This is a genomic window from Paenibacillus sp. PastF-3 (assembly GCF_029893135.1).
Classification (GTDB): Bacteria; Bacillota; Bacilli; order Paenibacillales; family Paenibacillaceae; genus Paenibacillus_AQ; species Paenibacillus_AQ nitricinens.
Window position 1 is genome coordinate 426,511 of sequence record NZ_JARXWM010000003.1, and the last position, 17,378, is coordinate 443,888.

16 protein-coding genes are annotated in these 17,378 nt (G+C 43.2%); 3 read left to right on the plus strand and 13 right to left on the minus strand.

Annotated elements, in window-relative coordinates:
* Window positions 1–105: 105 nt before the first annotated feature.
* The 9 genes from bshC to M2444_RS09120 all read right to left on the minus strand — a co-directional run bounded on the left by bshC (window position 106) and on the right by M2444_RS09120 (window position 10,042).
* On the minus strand, window positions 106–1,737 hold the full coding sequence (bshC, locus tag M2444_RS09080; RefSeq protein ID WP_280786766.1) for a bacillithiol biosynthesis cysteine-adding enzyme BshC: 1,632 nt from the start codon (window positions 1,735–1,737) through the stop codon (window positions 106–108).
* Between the two features lie 231 nt (window positions 1,738–1,968).
* The gene (locus tag M2444_RS09085; protein ID WP_179281599.1) at window positions 1,969–2,889 is read right to left on the minus strand and encodes an ABC transporter ATP-binding protein; all 921 of its coding nucleotides are present in this window, start codon (window positions 2,887–2,889) and stop codon (window positions 1,969–1,971) included.
* Window positions 2,886–3,881, minus strand: coding sequence for an ABC transporter ATP-binding protein (locus M2444_RS09090; protein ID WP_094870344.1), 996 nt, complete (start codon window positions 3,879–3,881; stop codon window positions 2,886–2,888). The genes M2444_RS09085 and M2444_RS09090 overlap by 4 nt, the downstream gene beginning before the upstream one ends.
* Window positions 3,882–3,892: 11 nt before the next feature.
* Entirely contained in the window at window positions 3,893–4,807 is a 915-nt protein-coding gene (locus M2444_RS09095; protein ID WP_042194363.1) for an ABC transporter permease, read from the minus strand.
* A gap of 33 nt (window positions 4,808–4,840) precedes the next feature.
* Window positions 4,841–5,773 carry an ABC transporter permease gene (locus tag M2444_RS09100; RefSeq protein WP_076284768.1) on the minus strand — a complete coding sequence of 311 codons (933 nt, stop codon included), beginning with the start codon at window positions 5,771–5,773 and terminating at the stop codon, window positions 4,841–4,843.
* Window positions 5,774–5,995: 222 nt separating this feature from the next.
* Window positions 5,996–7,705, minus strand: a complete 1,710-nt coding sequence (locus M2444_RS09105; RefSeq protein WP_094870343.1) for a peptide ABC transporter substrate-binding protein — start codon at window positions 7,703–7,705, stop codon at window positions 5,996–5,998.
* Between the two features lie 151 nt (window positions 7,706–7,856).
* Window positions 7,857–8,243 (minus strand): DUF3397 domain-containing protein, encoded by a 387-nt coding sequence (locus M2444_RS09110; protein ID WP_280786767.1) that lies wholly within the window; start codon window positions 8,241–8,243, stop codon window positions 7,857–7,859.
* A gap of 27 nt (window positions 8,244–8,270) precedes the next feature.
* A complete protein-coding gene (locus M2444_RS09115) occupies window positions 8,271–9,227 on the minus strand; it encodes a ketopantoate reductase family protein (protein ID WP_280786768.1) in 957 nt (318 codons plus the stop codon).
* A gap of 164 nt (window positions 9,228–9,391) precedes the next feature.
* A complete protein-coding gene (locus M2444_RS09120) occupies window positions 9,392–10,042 on the minus strand; it encodes an RsfA family transcriptional regulator (RefSeq protein WP_042130271.1) in 651 nt (216 codons plus the stop codon).
* Window positions 10,043–10,387: 345 nt separating this feature from the next.
* Here M2444_RS09120 and M2444_RS09125 point away from each other — a divergent pair, with 345 nt between their 5' ends.
* Entirely contained in the window at window positions 10,388–10,624 is a 237-nt protein-coding gene (locus M2444_RS09125) for a DUF2626 family protein (RefSeq protein ID WP_042130273.1), read from the plus strand.
* A 324-nt stretch (window positions 10,625–10,948) separates the two neighbouring features.
* On the plus strand, window positions 10,949–12,076 hold the full coding sequence (locus tag M2444_RS09130) for a coiled-coil domain-containing protein (protein ID WP_256989818.1): 1,128 nt from the start codon (window positions 10,949–10,951) through the stop codon (window positions 12,074–12,076).
* On the opposite strand, the gene M2444_RS09135 is transcribed toward M2444_RS09130, so the two are convergent.
* Together M2444_RS09135 and M2444_RS09140 are read right to left on the minus strand one after the other, a co-directional pair.
* Complete coding sequence (locus M2444_RS09135; RefSeq protein ID WP_280786769.1) at window positions 12,068–13,294, minus strand: extracellular solute-binding protein; 1,227 nt, start codon at window positions 13,292–13,294, stop codon at window positions 12,068–12,070. The genes M2444_RS09130 and M2444_RS09135 overlap by 9 nt on opposite strands.
* Before the next feature lie 383 nt (window positions 13,295–13,677).
* Window positions 13,678–15,009, minus strand: coding sequence for a PhoH family protein (locus M2444_RS09140; RefSeq protein ID WP_094870338.1), 1,332 nt, complete (start codon window positions 15,007–15,009; stop codon window positions 13,678–13,680).
* A gap of 105 nt (window positions 15,010–15,114) precedes the next feature.
* On the opposite strand from M2444_RS09140, the gene M2444_RS09145 reads away from it, so the two are divergent.
* Entirely contained in the window at window positions 15,115–15,690 is a 576-nt protein-coding gene (locus tag M2444_RS09145) for a YhcN/YlaJ family sporulation lipoprotein (protein WP_280786770.1), read from the plus strand.
* 29 nt (window positions 15,691–15,719) lie between these two features.
* Here the strand turns inward: M2444_RS09145 and M2444_RS09150 are convergent, their stop codons facing one another.
* Window positions 15,720–16,172: a PNPOx family protein gene (locus M2444_RS09150; protein WP_094876444.1), complete on the minus strand. Its 453-nt coding sequence runs from the start codon at window positions 16,170–16,172 to the stop codon at window positions 15,720–15,722.
* Window positions 16,173–16,273: 101 nt separating this feature from the next.
* A complete protein-coding gene (locus M2444_RS09155; protein ID WP_280786771.1) occupies window positions 16,274–17,371 on the minus strand; it encodes an LCP family protein in 1,098 nt (365 codons plus the stop codon).
* Window positions 17,372–17,378: the final 7 nt, after the last annotated feature.

Here is a 17,378-nt window from a genome sequence, read left to right on the forward strand (position 1 = left end):
TACTTCGTAAGCATACACTTTGTTTTGTGAGCATTACTTCTTGAATCTACTTCGTACAAAATTTACTTCGTAAGCATACACTTTGTTTTATGGAGCAATACTTCTCTACATATAAATGATGCGATGCGTCCCACTATAATCAGGTTCAATAGCCATCAGCTCATCTAACCATGGAAGTCCGTAGCGGTTCAAGTAATACATGATATTGTACACTCTTTCTTGCAGTTTACCCAGTGGCATTAACGACAGCTCGATTCGCTCCCATTGACGGATTGCAGCTTCATTCTGTTTTGCCATTGCATCTTGAGCTTTCGCTTGTAAAAAAGTAATCTGATCTAAAATCTTATCTTTATTGTTATTCCCTAGTTTTAGCAGACCTGCCTGAATGGTTCCAAGCTGCTCAATCAGTGGTTCGTACATGGCGGAGAAAGTAGCTTTAGTTTCTTCGAAACGTAGTTCAATCCCCAGCTCATCCTGTGCAGCCAACCACTCATGTCTTTTACGATCTAAACCCTGTCTTACATCCTCAAAGCTTAGTTGGTATTTATCCATATGCTTATGAAGCGTACCTTCCACCACTGTGAAAGACATTCTCGGGATGATCAGGGGCATTTGTCCTCCAATGGTCTCAAACGCATGATGCGGAATGGCCCAATAAGCAATCTCACCTTGACCTAGCACCGTAGCTAGAACCGGCAACACATAATCCTGCATAAGCGGACGTGTCAGCACGTTGTTACTGAATCGTTCCGGATAAACCTTCACTTCCTCCAGTAGTTCATCACGGGTGAACGATACCTGGCCCTTGCGATCGGAAAAATTGCCATCTTTCTTATGAAGCAATAATCGTACACCTTCATGTATATAAAAGAGGTTGGCATTGCCTGCCGTAACGTCAGCTTGAAGCTCATATCCTGCGTTTACGATATCAGAAGCAGAATTCATGTACGCTGTTTCCAGTGCATCATTCTGCATAATTAGCGAAGTGAAGAAAGGCTCTTCTACCTTACGAAGGTTAGGATCAGCAGAATCAAGCAGGATCAGACCGAATTTACCAAATAAAGAACCCATCAGCTTGGCAAAAGCATCCGTCATACTGTCTGATCTAAATGAAGAAGATCGAATAAATTCCATGATTTGCGGTTTAAAGTCACTATCTTGAAGTAGCGCATCCAGCTGCTCCACTACTTGCTGCCAGCTTTCCTCTTCTACGTGAATATTACTCACCGAGGAGCGTTTCTCCTCTGATTTTTCTATCTTAATCTTTGTAATCTCTTGCGTACGATTCAATACATACGTATGATTCACTTCGTCCCAGTCATGATCCTCTCCTGCAATCCAGAATAATGGGACTACAGGCCGACCGAGCTGTTCTGCTGCTTCTTTTGCCGCCATAATGGTTGTCATTGCTTTATATACTACAAGCAGTGGTCCTGTGAAAAGTCCGCTTTGCTGCCCACCAGTAACCACTAATGTTCCCGGCTGTTCCAAAAGCGCCAGCGAAGCCATCACCGCATCATGTGAGTTATGCTTTTCATTATATTGTCGCAGACATGCAGCAACTTGTGTCCGGTCCGCACGGAGACCCTCACTACGATCCAGCCATTCCGCCCGAATGCTTCTACTCTCTTTACTTCGGAAATCCCCACCATACAAATGACTAACCTTCTCAAAATTTTCTATATAGTCGCGCGCGAGTGCAGATCCACCCGGGAGCGGTTCCTTAACAATATTCATTTGCTAGTGCCTCCAGTTCTACTGAGCAGTTATATGTAAATCCAAGTTCGTAAACTCTATATGATTGTATCCAATGTCAGGGGCCGCGTCAAAAGAATTACATACCTGCAAAAAAGCAATGCAAGAGCAGCCGTTTTATTTTCTTATCCTTTAAAAGGGTTATTAAATATCCCCACTACATACAAGAGGCGAGAGCATAACGCTCCCGCCTGTCAAATACTCGCTATGGATTTAAGCAAATTTTTTGCTTACCCAGTGTCCTTTGGATACTTCTACTAATTCAAAGTCACTATCATTGCTCTTTTCGTTAGCAGAATAAATAGGACTACCAAGCTCATCATGCAAGTGAATGCGTTTCTTGTTCACTTCAATTTCCGGATCCGGAATTGGAATAGCTGACAAGAGAGATTTGGTATAAGGATGGATTGGATTAGCATAAAGCTCTTCACTTTCCGCCAATTCTACCATTTTACCTAAGTACATAACTGCTACGCGATCACTGATATGTTTAACCATGGACAGATCATGCGCGATGAAAAGATAAGTTAATCCCAGACGATCTTGCAATTCTTTAAGCAAGTTTACGACCTGAGCCTGGATGGATACGTCAAGCGCGGAAATCGGCTCATCACAAACGATGAACTTAGGATTTACCGCTAACGAACGGGCAATCCCAATACGTTGGCGTTGTCCCCCAGAGAATTCATGCGGATAACGAGTAGCGTGATCATGGTTAAGACCAACCATATCGAGCAGCTCTTCGATCCGTTTTTTACGTTCTGCACGGCTACCAGCCATTCCGTGAATGTCCAGAGCCTCGCCGATGATATCAGAAACCGTAAAACGCGGGTTAAGTGATGCGTACGGATCTTGGAAAATCATCTGCATGTCACGGCGCATTGCTTTCATTTTGTTAGAAGGCAATTTATAAATGTCTGTACCATTATATTTCACACTTCCGGCAGTTGGCTCATACAAGCGAAGAATTGTACGTCCAGCAGTAGTCTTACCACAACCGGACTCTCCTACCATTCCAAGCGTCTCGCCCTCACGGATCGTGAAGTTAATATTATCAACAGCCTTAAGAACCTTGCCTTGACCTACATTAAAATATTTCTTAAGACCTTCTACCTCTATTAGGTTCTTACTCAAGAGTACTGCACCTCCTTGGCCATCGAATGCAGATTCCAGCAACGCGCCATATGCGTTTCGCTGAATTCTGTGGCGCCGGGATCGATTTGTTCGCAAACATGCATTGCTTCATTGCAACGCGCGGTGAACGGACATCCGATCGGCGGCTTGATCAGATCTGGCGGTGTGCCGATGATCGGAATAAGCGGCTCGCCTTTCTTTTGGTCCAGACGCGGCATTGAGCGCAGCAGACCTTTGGTATATGGATGCTGTGGATTCTTAAAGATTTCCCATCTTGTTCCGGTCTCCACAACTTCACCTGCATACATTACAATAACCCGATCACACATACCGGCAACGACGCCAAGATCATGGGTAATCAAAATGATGGAGGTACCTAGTTTTTGCTGCATCTCTCTCATAACTTCCATGATCTGCGCCTGAATGGTTACGTCAAGAGCCGTTGTAGGCTCGTCCGCTATGAGTAAAGCCGGACGGCAGGCTAGCGCGATTGCAATCATTACACGCTGGCGCATACCGCCTGAAAACTCGTGGGGATATTGGTTAAAGCGAGCCTCAGCATTTGAGATACCAACTAATTTGAGCATCTCAATACCTTGCTTTTTCGCTTCGGCCGCTGACATTTTCTGATGTTTAATCAAAACTTCAGTGATCTGTTTGCCCACTTTGATGGTTGGGTTCAAAGAAGTCATCGGGTCTTGAAAAATCATGCCAATATCTTTACCGCGAATGGATTCCATTTCTTTCATGCTTTTGTCTAGCAGATTTTGTCCTTGGAAAATAATTTCTCCCTTTTTCACTTTTGAGGGTGGGGAAGGGATCAACCGCATAATCGATTGTGCAGTTACACTCTTACCGCTGCCGGACTCGCCGACGATGGCAACCGTTTCACCTTTGCCAATTTCAAAATTCATACCACGGACAGCTTGCACTTCTCCGCCTTTAACAAAAAACGAAACATGCAAATCTTTGACTTGTAAAATAGGTTCCATCCATAACCCTCCTACTTCTTCAGCTTAGGATCAAGCGCGTCACGAAGACCATCACCGAAAATATTGAAAGAAAGCATGGTTAAACTGATCAGAATGGCAGGGAACAGGAAGCGCCATGGATAGTACAACCAACCGGTGAGAGAATCGTTAATCATAGATCCAAGTGAAGCGATAGGAGCTTGTACACCAAGACCCAAGAAGCTTAGGAAAGCCTCGGCAAAAATTGCATTTGGTACAGAAAGTGTAATCGTTACAATAATCGGACCCACTGCGTTTGGCAGAAGGTGTTTGAACAACAGTCTCGCAGAACCGGCACCCATGGAACGGGAAGCCAATACGAACTCGCGATTCTTGAGCTGCATAATTTCACCGCGTACAATCCACGACATCGTAATCCAACCCGTAATGGTTAAGGCTAGGATGATGGTACCAAGACTTGGTTCAAGCACAACCAAGAGCAAAATTACAACAAGCAGATAAGGAATAGAGTACAAAATTTCGGAGAATTTGTTCATGATATTATCTACACGGCCGCCGAAGAAGCCCATAATACCTCCATAGATAACACCGATGAACAAGTCGATGGCTGCCGCAGCTAGACCAACGATCAAGGAGATCCGTGCGCCGTACCAAGTACGAACGAAAATATCACGTCCAAGATCATCCGTTCCAAACCAGTGATCGGAGGAAGGGGGCTTATTGGTATTCATCAAGTCATTGGAATAATAGTTATATTTCGAGAATAAGGGAGCGATAATCGCTGCTAGCACGATCAAGCCTAGAATCCCAAGCGCGGTCATCGCCATTTTGTTCTGACGCAACCGTTGCCAAGAATCTTTCCAGGCAGAGAGACTCTCCCGCTGAATTACCTCGGCTTCTTTTTCATCTACACCGACTTTTTGAAAGTCTTCCGGTTTTAGATTCATGTTCTTTAACAAGTTATTATCAGATGCCACTCTTTAGCCCTCCTTTCCTCCACTTAATTTCATACGTGGGTCAATCAATACATAAGCAATATCAGTAATGAAACGGGCTACCATGAGTAGTACACCATAGAAAATGGTAATCCCCATAATAACGGTATAGTCACGGACACCAATCGCTTCCACGAACTGTTTACCAATACCCCCAACGCCAAAGATCTGCTCGATAACAACCGAACCTGTTACGATGTTAGCTGTCATAGGTCCCATGTAAGTAACAACCGGCAGGATACCGTTACGAAGTACGTGACGGCTTAGAATAGCCATCCAGCTTAATCCCTTAGCCTTAGCCGTTTTGATATAATCCGCATTCAGAACTTCAAGCATACTTGAACGTGTCAAGCGCGCTATAAATGCTATCGGCTGAGCCGAGAGCGCTGCTACAGGAAGGAAATAATAGATTGGCCCTTTAAAACCTGAAACCGGTACCCAACCCAATTTGAAAGCGAACACATACTGTAATAATGACGCGACTACAAAGCTCGGAACCGCAATCCCCAGAACGGCCAACACCATCGCGGCGCTGTCCAGAAACTTTCTGTGATAGAGTGCCGCTAACATGCCGAGAAGAACCCCAACAATAACCGCCACAACAATTGCGACGAGTCCCAGCTTCAGCGACGCTGAAAAGGTTTGGCCAATCAAATGTGATACATCTTGATTCAGGCGTTTCATGGATACACCCAGATCACCTTGGACAATATCACCTAAATACTTAAAATACTGATGAGAGAGCGGCTTGTCCAGACCATATTGCTCCATCAAACGCGCTTTAATTTCTGGCGGTACTTTTTTCTCAGAAGTAAACGGATCCCCTGGAATAGCTTTCATCAAGAAAAAAGTTGCAGAAATCAGTACAAATAATGAAACCAACATATAGAAGAATTTATTTGCGACATAACGAACCATCCCCATCACACCTCCTCCGACAATTTTTTTGAGAGCATTATATTGATTTTATGAAAAAAACGGATTTTTGTCCATTTTCTAAATATGTTATAAATAACAATAAATAACAAATAGACGGAAATACAAAAAAAAGGGATATATATGGAGTTCCACATATATATCCCGAAGTATTGTGTTACTTCAGTCAACTAACTATTCTGTTTAATTTACATGAGCTAAATCTTAGTGCTCAAGCAAGTATCCACGAGTCAAGTCAATTGCACCACTGAAGTCAAGAGTAACACCTTTGAGGTACTCTTTAGTCAGGGAGTTGTTAGTGTAGTAGTACAATGGAATCAAAACTTGATCTTGCTCGATGAGCAATTTCTCAGCTGCTGCAAACTTGTCTTGACGTTCTTTCAAGTCAGTACTTGCTTTAGCTTCGCTGATCAATTTGTCATACTCAGGGTTAGCGTAACCAGTATCATTGTTACCGCCACCTGTTACCCACATATCAAGGAAAGTCATTGGATCATTGTAATCCGCAGTCCAACCAGCACGTGCAACTTGGTAGTTCAGGTTTTGACGGTTTTCAATAAATACAGCCCACTCTTGGTTAACGGTTTGTACGTCAATACCAAGATTGTTTTTCCACATATCAGCAATCGCCAAAGCGATTTTCTTGTGACCTTCACTTGTGTTGTAAGTCAAAGAGAATGTAGGCAGTTTATCCATACCTTCTTCTTTCAGACCTTCAGCAAGCAAAGTTTTAGCTTGTTCTAGATCTTCAGTGAAGTAACTATCTTTAACTGCTGCACGGTATTCACCATCAGCACCAGCGATACCCGGAGGTACATAACCGAATGCTGGGAATTGTCCACCTTGTACTACATTGTCAATCAAAGCTTGACGGTTAATGGACATTGCAAGAGCTTTACGGATTTTAGCGTTTGTGAATGGTTTTTCAGTGATATTGAATTCGTAGTAGTATACGGAAGCAATACCTTTACGGCTGAATTCTTTAGGAAGTTCTTTTTGCACGATTGGAATTTGTTCTGATGGAATTTCACCAGTTGGTCCACCGGCACGATCGTATTCACCGTTCTTGTAGCTGAGCAGTTCAGTTGCACCGCTGTTTACAAGGGAGAAGTCGATTTTGTTAAGTTTAATGGAATCTTTATCCCAGTATTTATCGTTTTTAGTTACAACAAGTGTTTGACCTGTAGTCCACTCAGTAAGAGTGAAAGCACCGTTAACGATCATAGTATCTTTGCTTGTTGCCCATTTTGGATTACTCTCAATGGATTTGTGTACAGGGTAATAAGTGTAGAAGGAAAGCAATCCAAGGAAGTAAGGAGTTGGGGCTTCAAGAGTAACTTCAAGAGTTTTCTCATCAACCGCTTTGATACCTACTTGACTGAAATCGGTAATTTCCTTGTTGTAGAACTTTTGAGCATTTTTGATGTAGTACAATTGATAAGCGTAAGGTGCAGCGGATGCAGCAGCAGGATCGAGCACGCGTTTCCAAGCGCGAACGAAGTCTTCTGTTGTTACAGGATCGCCATTACTCCATTGTGAATCACGGAGTTTGAAAGTATATACCAGACCGTCAGCGGAAACATCCCAGCTTTCAGCAACACCTGGTTCAGCTTGACCAGATTCAGCATTCATGCGAGTTAGACCTTCGTACATTGTTGTCAGGACAGTGTGAGCTTGGCTATCTTGAGCCAATCCTGGGTCAAATGTTGGAGGCTCAGAGCTTAGGTTAATTCTCAGTGTTTGGTCCGCAGCCAATTTCTCTTCTGTAGCCGCATTACCAGTTCCCGTGTTACCAGTGTTACCAGCATTACCTTTATTGCCGCTGTTCGCGTTGTTTCCGCCGCAGCCAGCAAGCACTGTGCCGATAACAAGTACTAATGCAAGCATTAGCAATAGACTTTTACTCTTCTTCATCTAGCAGTTCCCCCTAAATAGAATGTGGTATATGGTTTATGATTATACAACCAGTGGTCAAAAAAATCTAGTGGTATGTTTTCAGAAAATTCTTTTTTTATTAAAACTTTAAACTTTTGTGACGTTGCCGCTTCACCGGAGCAGTGGAACATTACATCGCTTGTGATATGTACTTAATTAGCCCTACAAACATAAATAATAAATATCCGGCACTCATAAAAAAGAAGGAAAGTCTCCAAACTGCCCGAAATAACCGCTTCCCATCTACTTTTCCTTTTAGTCGATTCTGAGCGCCGCCAATCAGTCCAGTGGATATTAATACAATAAGTAGTATAAGATAAAACCCAAAACCGTTATTAAACAAGTTGTTAAATAATGCAGAGACCGACAATAATAAAAAAAATGTAGTCACGTCCATAGCGAGCATAAAAGTTTTCTTTTTATCTTTTTTCAAGCCTTTTCCAATGAAATAAACAATTATAAACGGTATTATTGGAATCAAGCTTAAAGTAACGACCGAATTCATCAGCAATCCCATAGCTTCACCTCTCCTCCGAGATCATACCTATATTCCCTCTACTAATTGGCAGATCAAGCGATGTAAAGGAACCAATGTTCCAGTGCGTTCTGCCATTTCTACAAGACTCCCATTGATCCAATGAATTTCTGTGCTCCTTGAAGCTAGAACATCTGCCAGCATGGATGAAGTATTGCCCGCGGTTGTCCTGCACACTTTAAGAATGTTATCCCACGCATCATGATCATAAGTAACTCCGCAGGCATCATATACCATAGTAGCTTCTCTAAAAAGTTCTCTCATTAACTGCAGGCGCTCTTCTGAAGCAAGCAGTTCACCATTTGGAATACGCCAAATCGCTGTGAGCGGATTAATAACGGCATTGATTAGGAGCTTCCGGTAAATCATGGTATCCACTTCATTCGACAAAAAGGCTGAGAATCCTGCCATAATGAGAACTTCTATTAAATAATTCACTTGTAAATCAGTATGTATACTGTGGGCTTGTCCATTCTTTAAGCTCCATTTCCCTACCCATACCTCACCCGCACCTGCATGAATGACTTCAGTTAAAAACTTTCGCTTCGCAGCTTCTGTTGTTACGGCAGCATATAAATTAGCTTTCGGCAGCAATTTACTGAGCATCTCCATATGTCCAATGCCATTTTGAAAACAAATGATGTGTACCTGTAGTTCCCTAAGAGGGGACAGAAATTCAGGTAAAACATTATGTAGTATGTCCTGTTTAACCGTTACTATGATCCAATCACTGGGCTCACGAAGATAGGCAGCTGCAAATCCCTCTATTGGTGCGGACACAAATCGATCCCCTGAAATCGAAATCGGATCGCGGCCATCCTCATAGCTCACAGTTAAGCCCTCATCTTTTAATTTCCGGCACTGCTCTACCCCTCGACACCACAATCTCACTTCATTCCCGGACTGGGTCAGTCTCCCTGCCAAAAGCAGCCCAAGTGAACCCGCACCGATTATATCGATTTTCATCTGATCCTCCTGTTGATCTCAAACGCAATTTTTCTAAGTATAGCCTTAATATACCAAGAAGAACTACCGTTGTCGTCCTCCATAAATGACAATACAAAACCAAAACGCCCGCAAATGGCGCTAATAAAGCGAACCACTTACGGGTGTTTTAGTTTGCCTATCTTTTATTCAATACGTTCTAAATTTCCATTCCCATCCATTTTGAAACGAGTCTTCATTTCTTCTTCTTCTTCGTTTAAGAAAGCTAGCCTACGCGCACGATCCATAATCTGAATTAAAGCTTTGTAATCATCATTGACTACCCGGTAGTCACTTTGAGCAAGATTAACCTCTTTTGACAACCGCTCATTCTCAGATCTTAATTCAGTTAATTCATCTTCCTTCTCGCGCAAATCTCTCTCCAGCATTTTCAGCTGGCGTCCTGCCTCCTGGATTGTACCTTTCCATTGTCTCAGGAAACGTATAACCGCATCAATGGATAATGTGTTTTCACTTAATCCTTCGCCTCGTCCGAACTCCTCATCGGTATCCCCGAGAATCAGACCCGCTACCTGCGCTCCTCTTACTGACGGTTGCTTTTTCAGGTAACTTCTCTTTTGACGTTGGCCTTTAGCGATTCCAATTGCACCTTCATAGCTTTTTCGAACACAGCTGTTCCAGCGGAATCCGCATGCAGCCGACGTTCTGCCGATTTTTTCACCCACTTCTTCAAAAGCAGCAAGTTGTGTGCTGCCCTCCCGAATGTGGCGCAAGGTTACTTCTGCCAGTATTAGATCATCTTCTGCACTCCAAGCATCCTGTCTAACGGCTGTCATCCAACCAAACCTCCTAACAACATCTTGAAATAACCATCTCCATAACCGACAGCTCTGCCGGGTAGTGAATAGGGATAAAAGCTGCTTACTCCATTTCTATGCTTCTCATAGAGTTCATAGAATCTATTTGATACTAAATTGTATTTCCATTATCTGCCCACATCATACGCTTTAAGTAATAAATTCTCTTTTTTCAAGCACTAAACACTTCAGTCAATTATAAAAATCACATTTTTTCAAGATTAGTGTATTTTTTTTAATGAATTCGTTTACACATTTTTACTGAACGGGTATAATAAGTCGAAGGAATATTCGTGAGATACATACTGGAAGGGGGACTCTCTCTTGGACCGCATGTTTCGGGTATTAGGTTTTTTTACATTGGCTATAGGATTGATGGCTTTCGCCGGAGGTCTGACAGAAATGGCCTTGCTTTTCTTTTTGCAAACCGCTTTTTTCGTAATTCTCGGTTATTTGAAATTTACTGAAAAAACTTATGTCCTACTTTTCTGGGCATACATGATTTTGACTTTCACCGGTTTCAGCTATTGGACGATCTTTCAAATGGGTCTTCCACTATAAATTGCAGTACACTCTTGAAGCGGATGAGGTCCTTATTTAATAAGGATCACTTCCGTTTTTTTGTTTATCAGTTAGTATATATATGAGGCCCCACAAATACCTCAGTACGCATTGAAGGATAGCCTCACTTTGTGGGGATTTTTTGTATGTATGCTATTTTAGAAGGGTTAAACATATTATTAGTACATACATATATCCATTCAAGAAGAAACGGTTTTGCCGTCTTTTAGGGACAGTTTCCATTTCTACGAGAAATAGAAGGATGATCTATGGAGTAAAACAGATAAATTATTATCTTAAATTTCAAAAAAAGGTGGTGGTGTGGTGCGCTCCCGCAATGCCCAAAGCCGCATGATGGCAACCATACTAATTCTCTTCTGCTGTACATTATTTCCGTTACAATCTACGATGTACCTGTCTGCCGATCCTAGCGGTTCTTTTTTCAATTCCTCTATACCAGATAATGAAGAAACCCGTAAACTTCTGGAGCAGACCTTATCTTCCGCAGAAATTGAACGGGAGATCATCAAGATTACAGCCGAACAAAAAGCGCTTGAAGAAAAGGTAGATTACCTAGAAGAGCAAGCTATCCAGAAAAAATCCGCCATCGTAAATCAACAAGAGCGTGCAGGTGCGGTCCTTCGTTCTTATTATATGGGGGATAGAGACGGTCTCTTAGCCGCATTTCTATCCGCGAAGAGCATTAGCAGATTCCTGGCACTATTCGATTATTATGAAATAATTATTGGAAATGACCGCAACATTCTCACACAATACGAGGACCAATATAAGGATCTAAAGAAGACCCTCCAGACTGCACAGCGCAGCTCGAAGGATCTTGCACAGCTGCGAACCGCTCTGGAGGAACAGAAAATTCGGGTAGCCGCGCTCAATAAAGAAATTGAAGGTGGGATTAAAGACAGTAGTGATCCTGATAATATGAGCGCTCTGCTTCAAGAATTCACATTATATTGGGAGAATATTGGTTTGCGCGAGGTAAAGACCTACTTCAAAGCATTATCTACCGCAATGAATAAATTACCGCAGTTTGTCCAGAATCGAGAGGGTGTTCTTACTCGTAAGGGGATGACTTATGTTCTGAATCTGAAGGAAGAGGATTTAAACGAATTCCTTCAGTCCCAGAATAAGCTATTTAACGATTTCGCATTTCATTTTAATGACGGAACGATTACTGCTACAGGAAAAAGTGGAGCTTTAGCCCTTTCATTAACCGGCCACTACGTCATACAGGAAGAACCCATCAACGGACTTATATTCCAAGTCGATCATGTTGTATTTAATGGACTCGAATTACCTGACACCACCAGAAGAACACTTGAGGAGGAATTTGATTTAGGCTTTTACCCTGCAAAAATTGTTTCTTTCCTACGTGCCACAGAAGTAGATAGCAAAGAAGGCGTCCTCCAGGTTAAACTATCTATCTCATTCTAAGCCTTCCTTGATGAAATCTTTGTACCCGGCCGCATCAATTTTTCCTGTAAGCAGTAAGGATACTGCTTCAACAATCTTCCTCCAGCCGCCTTGGAATTCGACCTCCGGGGCGGTTTCTTCTGTCAGTAAAAGTTCGACTCCAAAAGGAAGCCTATATTTGAAATCATTTTCCGAACGATATAGGACATCCAGCGCAGGCAAGCTCCCCGTGTTCTCCAGCCAGTCCATCTGAGAAGCTTCAGAGGTGATAAACGTCAGCCAATTCACGGCTTCCTTTGGATTTGGGGATTGAGCTGGAAGTGCAAAGGAACGACTGTAATAGGATTCAAGTCCTCTCCCGTTACTTACGGTCAGCGGTGCTTCAGCAACTAAAGATGAATTCCCATGTTTTTTCCACTCAGAAAGCGGTAGAGCAGCAACAGCAACGCTTCCGCTCTGAATCATATCCCAAACATCTTTGTTATATCGACTGGTAAGGTAAAAATAACTGCGGGCATTTTGAGTCCACTTTATCACTTCTTGGTTATCCGATAGCAAGCTGCTGTTCATACTCTCCATAACGGCGGACAATCCATATGGATTACGTGTATCCATCGCGAGTAAATATTTCCCTTGCTCTTTGAGCACATTCTGAAGTAATGTGTTCCACTGTTCCAGACTTCTTGGTAAGGTGGTGAATCCCAGTTCCGCAAGCCGCTGTGGTGAATAAACAAGTACATAAGGGTCGATATCCAGCGGCACTCCCCAATTATATCCGTTCCATTGCATCCAGGGGATTAACTGAGTTAACGGTGCAGTTCCCGGAATGCTCTGATATACATCCACCGGCAACAAATATCCACGTGTAGCCCAGTCGAGAATACTTCGTCCATCCGCCATAACGATATCCGGGCTATCCCCGATGGTTAGATCACGCTTCAAAACTTCGTCTGCATCCTCGCTATCAATATTTCTTAATATTACCTTTACTCCACTTTCTAAAGTATAACGATTGCTTAGAAGCTCCAGTTCACTGAATTCCTCACTATTTAAGGATACTGTTATGCGCAGGCTATCTATAGATCCCTCTTCCCCTGAAGAGGGGTTTGTCGACTGACTTTGTGGTTTTTTCATAGGATGTGGGTCGTTATTGGTACTCAATTCCATACTGGGTGACAAGCTTGTCAGCGATAGTAGTAAAATTGCAAAAAGCAGCCAATAATTTTTGCGTTTCAGCACATTTCCCCACCTTCCCCATGATTACTCACCCCTATTTTACCAAACCCGCCGCTGCTTGTCTTTAGAATGTGAAAACGTTCTCTTACTATTATATAGGTGAAATGATAGAGAAATTTAAAACGTTCATGATTCTCTGAGTGCGAGGGGCGCTCCGTGTGCGGATTATTCTTCCAATCGCTGTAGTCTCCAGATTTATTGATTATATTCCTAAGCGGTATAAATCCGGAGACAAAGGCGAACGCTAGTGCTTCTACAGAACAATTCCTCCCCCTCCGCTTTCCGCTCTTCATCTCATAACCATAACCTGATAAACTCCTCCGCCGTTTCTGGGCGGCAGGAAAAAGCCGGGAGGTCTGCTGCTCCCGGCTGAGATTGAAAATAAGTTAGAGAAGATCCGCGGCCAATTGGGCCAGACGGGAACGCTCGCCTTTTTCCAAAGTAATATGTCCGCTAATCCCTTGCTGCTTAAACTTCTCAACAATATAGCTAAGTCCGTTACTCGCAGCATCCAGATACGGATGATCGATTTGCTCCGGATCCCCCATAAGAATGACTTTACTCCCTTCACCCGCTCTGGAGACGATCGTCTTCACTTCATGACGGGAAAGGTTCTGAGCTTCATCAATAATAATGAACTGTGCAGGGATTGAACGGCCACGAATATAAGTTAAGGCTTCTACCTGTATGCTGCCTAAGCCCATTAATATTTTATCGATATCGCCAGCTTTTTTGGTGTCGAACAAGAACTCCAGATTATCATAAATAGGCTGCATCCAAGGTCTGAGCTTCTCATCCTTCTCTCCAGGTAAATATCCAATATCTTTCCCCATTGGAACGACTGGACGGGCAATGAGCAGTTTTTTGTATTTATGCTCATCCTCAACTTTGAATAGTCCAGCAGCAAGTGCCAATAATGTCTTTCCTGTACCTGCCTTGCCTGTAATGGTTACAAGCGGGATTTCATCATTGAGAAGCAGCTCCAATGCCATTCGTTGTTGAGCATTTCGCGCGCTAATCCCCCAAACTGAATCATTGCCCAGATAGAGCGGCTCCAGACGGGTTGCCTCACTATTCACCTTGAGAAGAGCTGATTTGCCCGTGCCTATCTCATCCTTAAGGATCACAAATTCATGAGGGTAGAGCGGGTACGACAGCGCGAGCTGTTTAACCGTTAAAGAACGGTGACTGTAATATTCATCAATCAATGCCGGATGAACCTGCAAAGATTGGTAACCGGTGTAAAGTTCATTTAAATCCCCAGTACGATCTGATAAATAATCCTCTGGTGTAATTCCTAGCACATCCGCTTTTATACGGACCAGCACATCCTTACTCACAAGCACTACGGGACGCGGATCAGGCTTCTCTTTCTCTTCAATTAAATAATTGAGCGCTACAGCCAAAATCCGATTGTCGTTAGACACCTCTCCAAACATTTCCTGTACTTTCACAAAACTGCGATGGTTAAGTTCTACCTTCAGCTTGCCTCCATGCTCCAGCTCCACACCACTATGCAGATGTCCTAGTTCACGAAGTCCATCCAGCAATCGGGAAACCGTGCGGGCATTCCGACCAATTTCGTCAGCGTTGCGCTTTTTGGAGTCGATTTCTTCCAGCACAACTGCTGGAATAACCACCTCATGCTCCTTGAAAGAGAAAATCGAATTGGGGTCGTGCAAAAGCACGTTGGTATCTAGCACAAATATCTTGTTCATATTATCCCCTCCACAGCGCCTGGTTTGATTGATCATACATAACTCTTTCCGCCAAGGGAAAAGATAAGGTACAGAAACGATCTTGGCTGAAAGGAGTAATCACATATGAGAAAATCAATATGTCTGTTGCTGGTACTGCTGCTATTGACAAGCTGCGGTATCGCTAATAAAAAGACATCACCCTCTCCTCAGAATAAACAATCTGCGAATGCTGTAAAGGGTACGGGAAACCATGAGGTCCGGCAATTGGCCAACGATGGTGCAACTAATCCTAAGGCCACCTCAAAAGCTGGTCACACCGTCAGTGTTAAGGGCGAAAGTGAAATTGCACTTAAGGATCATTTTGAACAGTTGGCCAAAAGAGTTCCTGGTGTGAATGGCGCACACTGTGTAGTCATGAACAAAGTAGCCATTGTAGGTCTTGACGTAGAAGGTTCTCTAGACCGATCACGTGTCGGAAGCATTAAATATTCTGTAGCGGAAGCTATCCGCAAAGACCCGAGAAGTGTACGTGCACTTGTCACAGCCGATATGGATCTCTCCAGCCGCTTAGCGGACATGAGCCGCCATATCTCTCAGGGACATCCGATTTCCGGATTCTCATCCGAACTGGCTGATATCATCGGTCGAATCATGCCGCAGCTGCCAGAAGATACTACACCGATTAAAAATGCAGAGTAGAGGTTAAAAAAAGCCCAGTGATATTCTCACTAGGCTTTTTTCATGGCAGCAAATACTTGTCCGTCCAGCTTCTCAGCGGCACGTCCATCATAAACCTTTGCATATCTTGGGGCGGATTCAAGCTGCGCTCCATAAAAAAGCGCGTTACGCACCGCCATAATTTCAACATCAAAGCAGCACATCTTGAAAGGCACATCCTGAAGTGGATCCTGCTTTACAACGGCACTGCCGTTAATCGCATAGACAGTACCCTCACCGAACACAGTGACGGTTACTAACGGGTTAACCTTCATGTTGTTCACGAGTCTGGAACGATGATCTACAGCCAGACGCACAGTACTAGGACTAACTGCATAAATCCACGAAATGGCCGTGGACGTTGGACCTCCTGTTTCCGCATCAACGGTGTTGAGAAGAACAAAAGTTTCCGATTGCAGCATCGATAACAAGGTTTCGTTCAGCTGAGCAACGGCTTCGGACATAAGTACTGGCCCCCTATGCGGCGTAAATTCATTCGATTTATTATATTATAGCACAGGCTGAAACTTGCATTCAATTTTAAGGTGAAGTGTTATCAAGGACTTTAAGGCGCCTCAGTGGATTCTGAAGTGGAACTAGCAGAAACTCCTGCTAATCGATCCTGCAAGCTTTTCTTGGCCGCCTCAAGCTCCTCATCATTAATATATACATACGGACTTCGCCATGTTCCAGTCACGGGTTTGAATTCGATATCATCTTTGGAAATCTTCCAATAAGTCGCAATCATATCTTTAATCTGCGAATTTTCGATATCAGTCTTCATATTACTGTCCACTGCGTCAAGAACCTTGCCTATTTTTAATACTCCACCAAGCGATTGCATCTGATCCACCAGTGAATGTAGGACCTCATTCTGACGTTTGTTCCGATCAAAATCGTCTGAAGCCTTAGTCTTAGGCTTACAATTAGATTTACGATATCGCACATAATCTAGCGCTTTATCTCCATCAAGCTCCGCCGGACCTTTTTTCAGATTGATATTCGTACCATCTACGCTGTCTGTATAACACATATTATCGCTAATGTTGACTTTGACTCCGCCAAGCTCGTCCACCACATCACGGAAGCCTTGAAAATCCAGGATCGTTGTATAATCTACGTCAATATCTAGATATTTCCCCATCATGGTCTTCATCTCATCTTCTGCCAAAATACCAGAGGAATCTTCTTTTCCCTTAAATCGAGCATAGAATTCGTTAATCTTCGTTTGCTTGTATCCATTGAGCTCAACTAAGGTATCGCGTGGAAGAGAGACAATGGTTGCTGATTTTGTCTTAGGATTAAGCGCTGCAACCATAATAACATCTGTTAATCTAGATGGATGTTTTGGTCTATTATCCGTACCCAGGATAAGCATTGTCAGTGGTTTTTCTGTAGCTGAATGCCCTGGAGCAACCGTTCCTTTATTACCTGCATTAAAGACCCCATTTTCAAGCTTCCAATACAGATAGCCCCCGTAGCCCAATACACCAAGAATCGCAATAATGAGTAAGGTTAACAGGATTCTAACTAATCTGCCAAAAAAGCCTCTCTTTTGCGGTTTTTTCTTTTTTTTCTTAGGAGCACCCTTCACAGGCTGTTTTCTATTATTCGGTTGTTGACCACTTGCTCGTGGAGGTAAACTGCTGTTTCGTGTACTCATAGTAGAA

Bases quoted from the DNA above. Each gene is read 5' to 3' on its own strand.
- M2444_RS09150 (WP_094876444.1), bottom strand. From the start codon at position 16,172: ATGTCCGAAGCCGTTGCTCAGCTGAACGAAACCTTGTTATCGATGCTG.
- M2444_RS09140 (WP_094870338.1), bottom strand. From the start codon at position 15,009: ATGAACAAGATATTTGTGCTAGATACCAACGTGCTTTTGCACGACCCC.
- M2444_RS09110 (WP_280786767.1), bottom strand. From the start codon at position 8,243: ATGGGATTGCTGATGAATTCGGTCGTTACTTTAAGCTTGATTCCAATA.
- M2444_RS09155 (WP_280786771.1), bottom strand. From the start codon at position 17,371: ATGAGTACACGAAACAGCAGTTTACCTCCACGAGCAAGTGGTCAACAA.
- bshC (WP_280786766.1), bottom strand. From the start codon at position 1,737: ATGAATATTGTTAAGGAACCGCTCCCGGGTGGATCTGCACTCGCGCGC.
- M2444_RS09115 (WP_280786768.1), bottom strand. From the start codon at position 9,227: ATGAAAATCGATATAATCGGTGCGGGTTCACTTGGGCTGCTTTTGGCA.
- M2444_RS09090 (WP_094870344.1), bottom strand. From the start codon at position 3,881: ATGGAACCTATTTTACAAGTCAAAGATTTGCATGTTTCGTTTTTTGTT.
- M2444_RS09105 (WP_094870343.1), bottom strand. From the start codon at position 7,705: ATGAAGAAGAGTAAAAGTCTATTGCTAATGCTTGCATTAGTACTTGTT.
- M2444_RS09120 (WP_042130271.1), bottom strand. From the start codon at position 10,042: ATGACAGCCGTTAGACAGGATGCTTGGAGTGCAGAAGATGATCTAATA.
- M2444_RS09095 (WP_042194363.1), bottom strand. From the start codon at position 4,807: ATGAATCTAAAACCGGAAGACTTTCAAAAAGTCGGTGTAGATGAAAAA.
- M2444_RS09100 (WP_076284768.1), bottom strand. From the start codon at position 5,773: ATGGTTCGTTATGTCGCAAATAAATTCTTCTATATGTTGGTTTCATTA.
- M2444_RS09145 (WP_280786770.1), top strand. From the start codon at position 15,115: ATGAGAAAATCAATATGTCTGTTGCTGGTACTGCTGCTATTGACAAGC.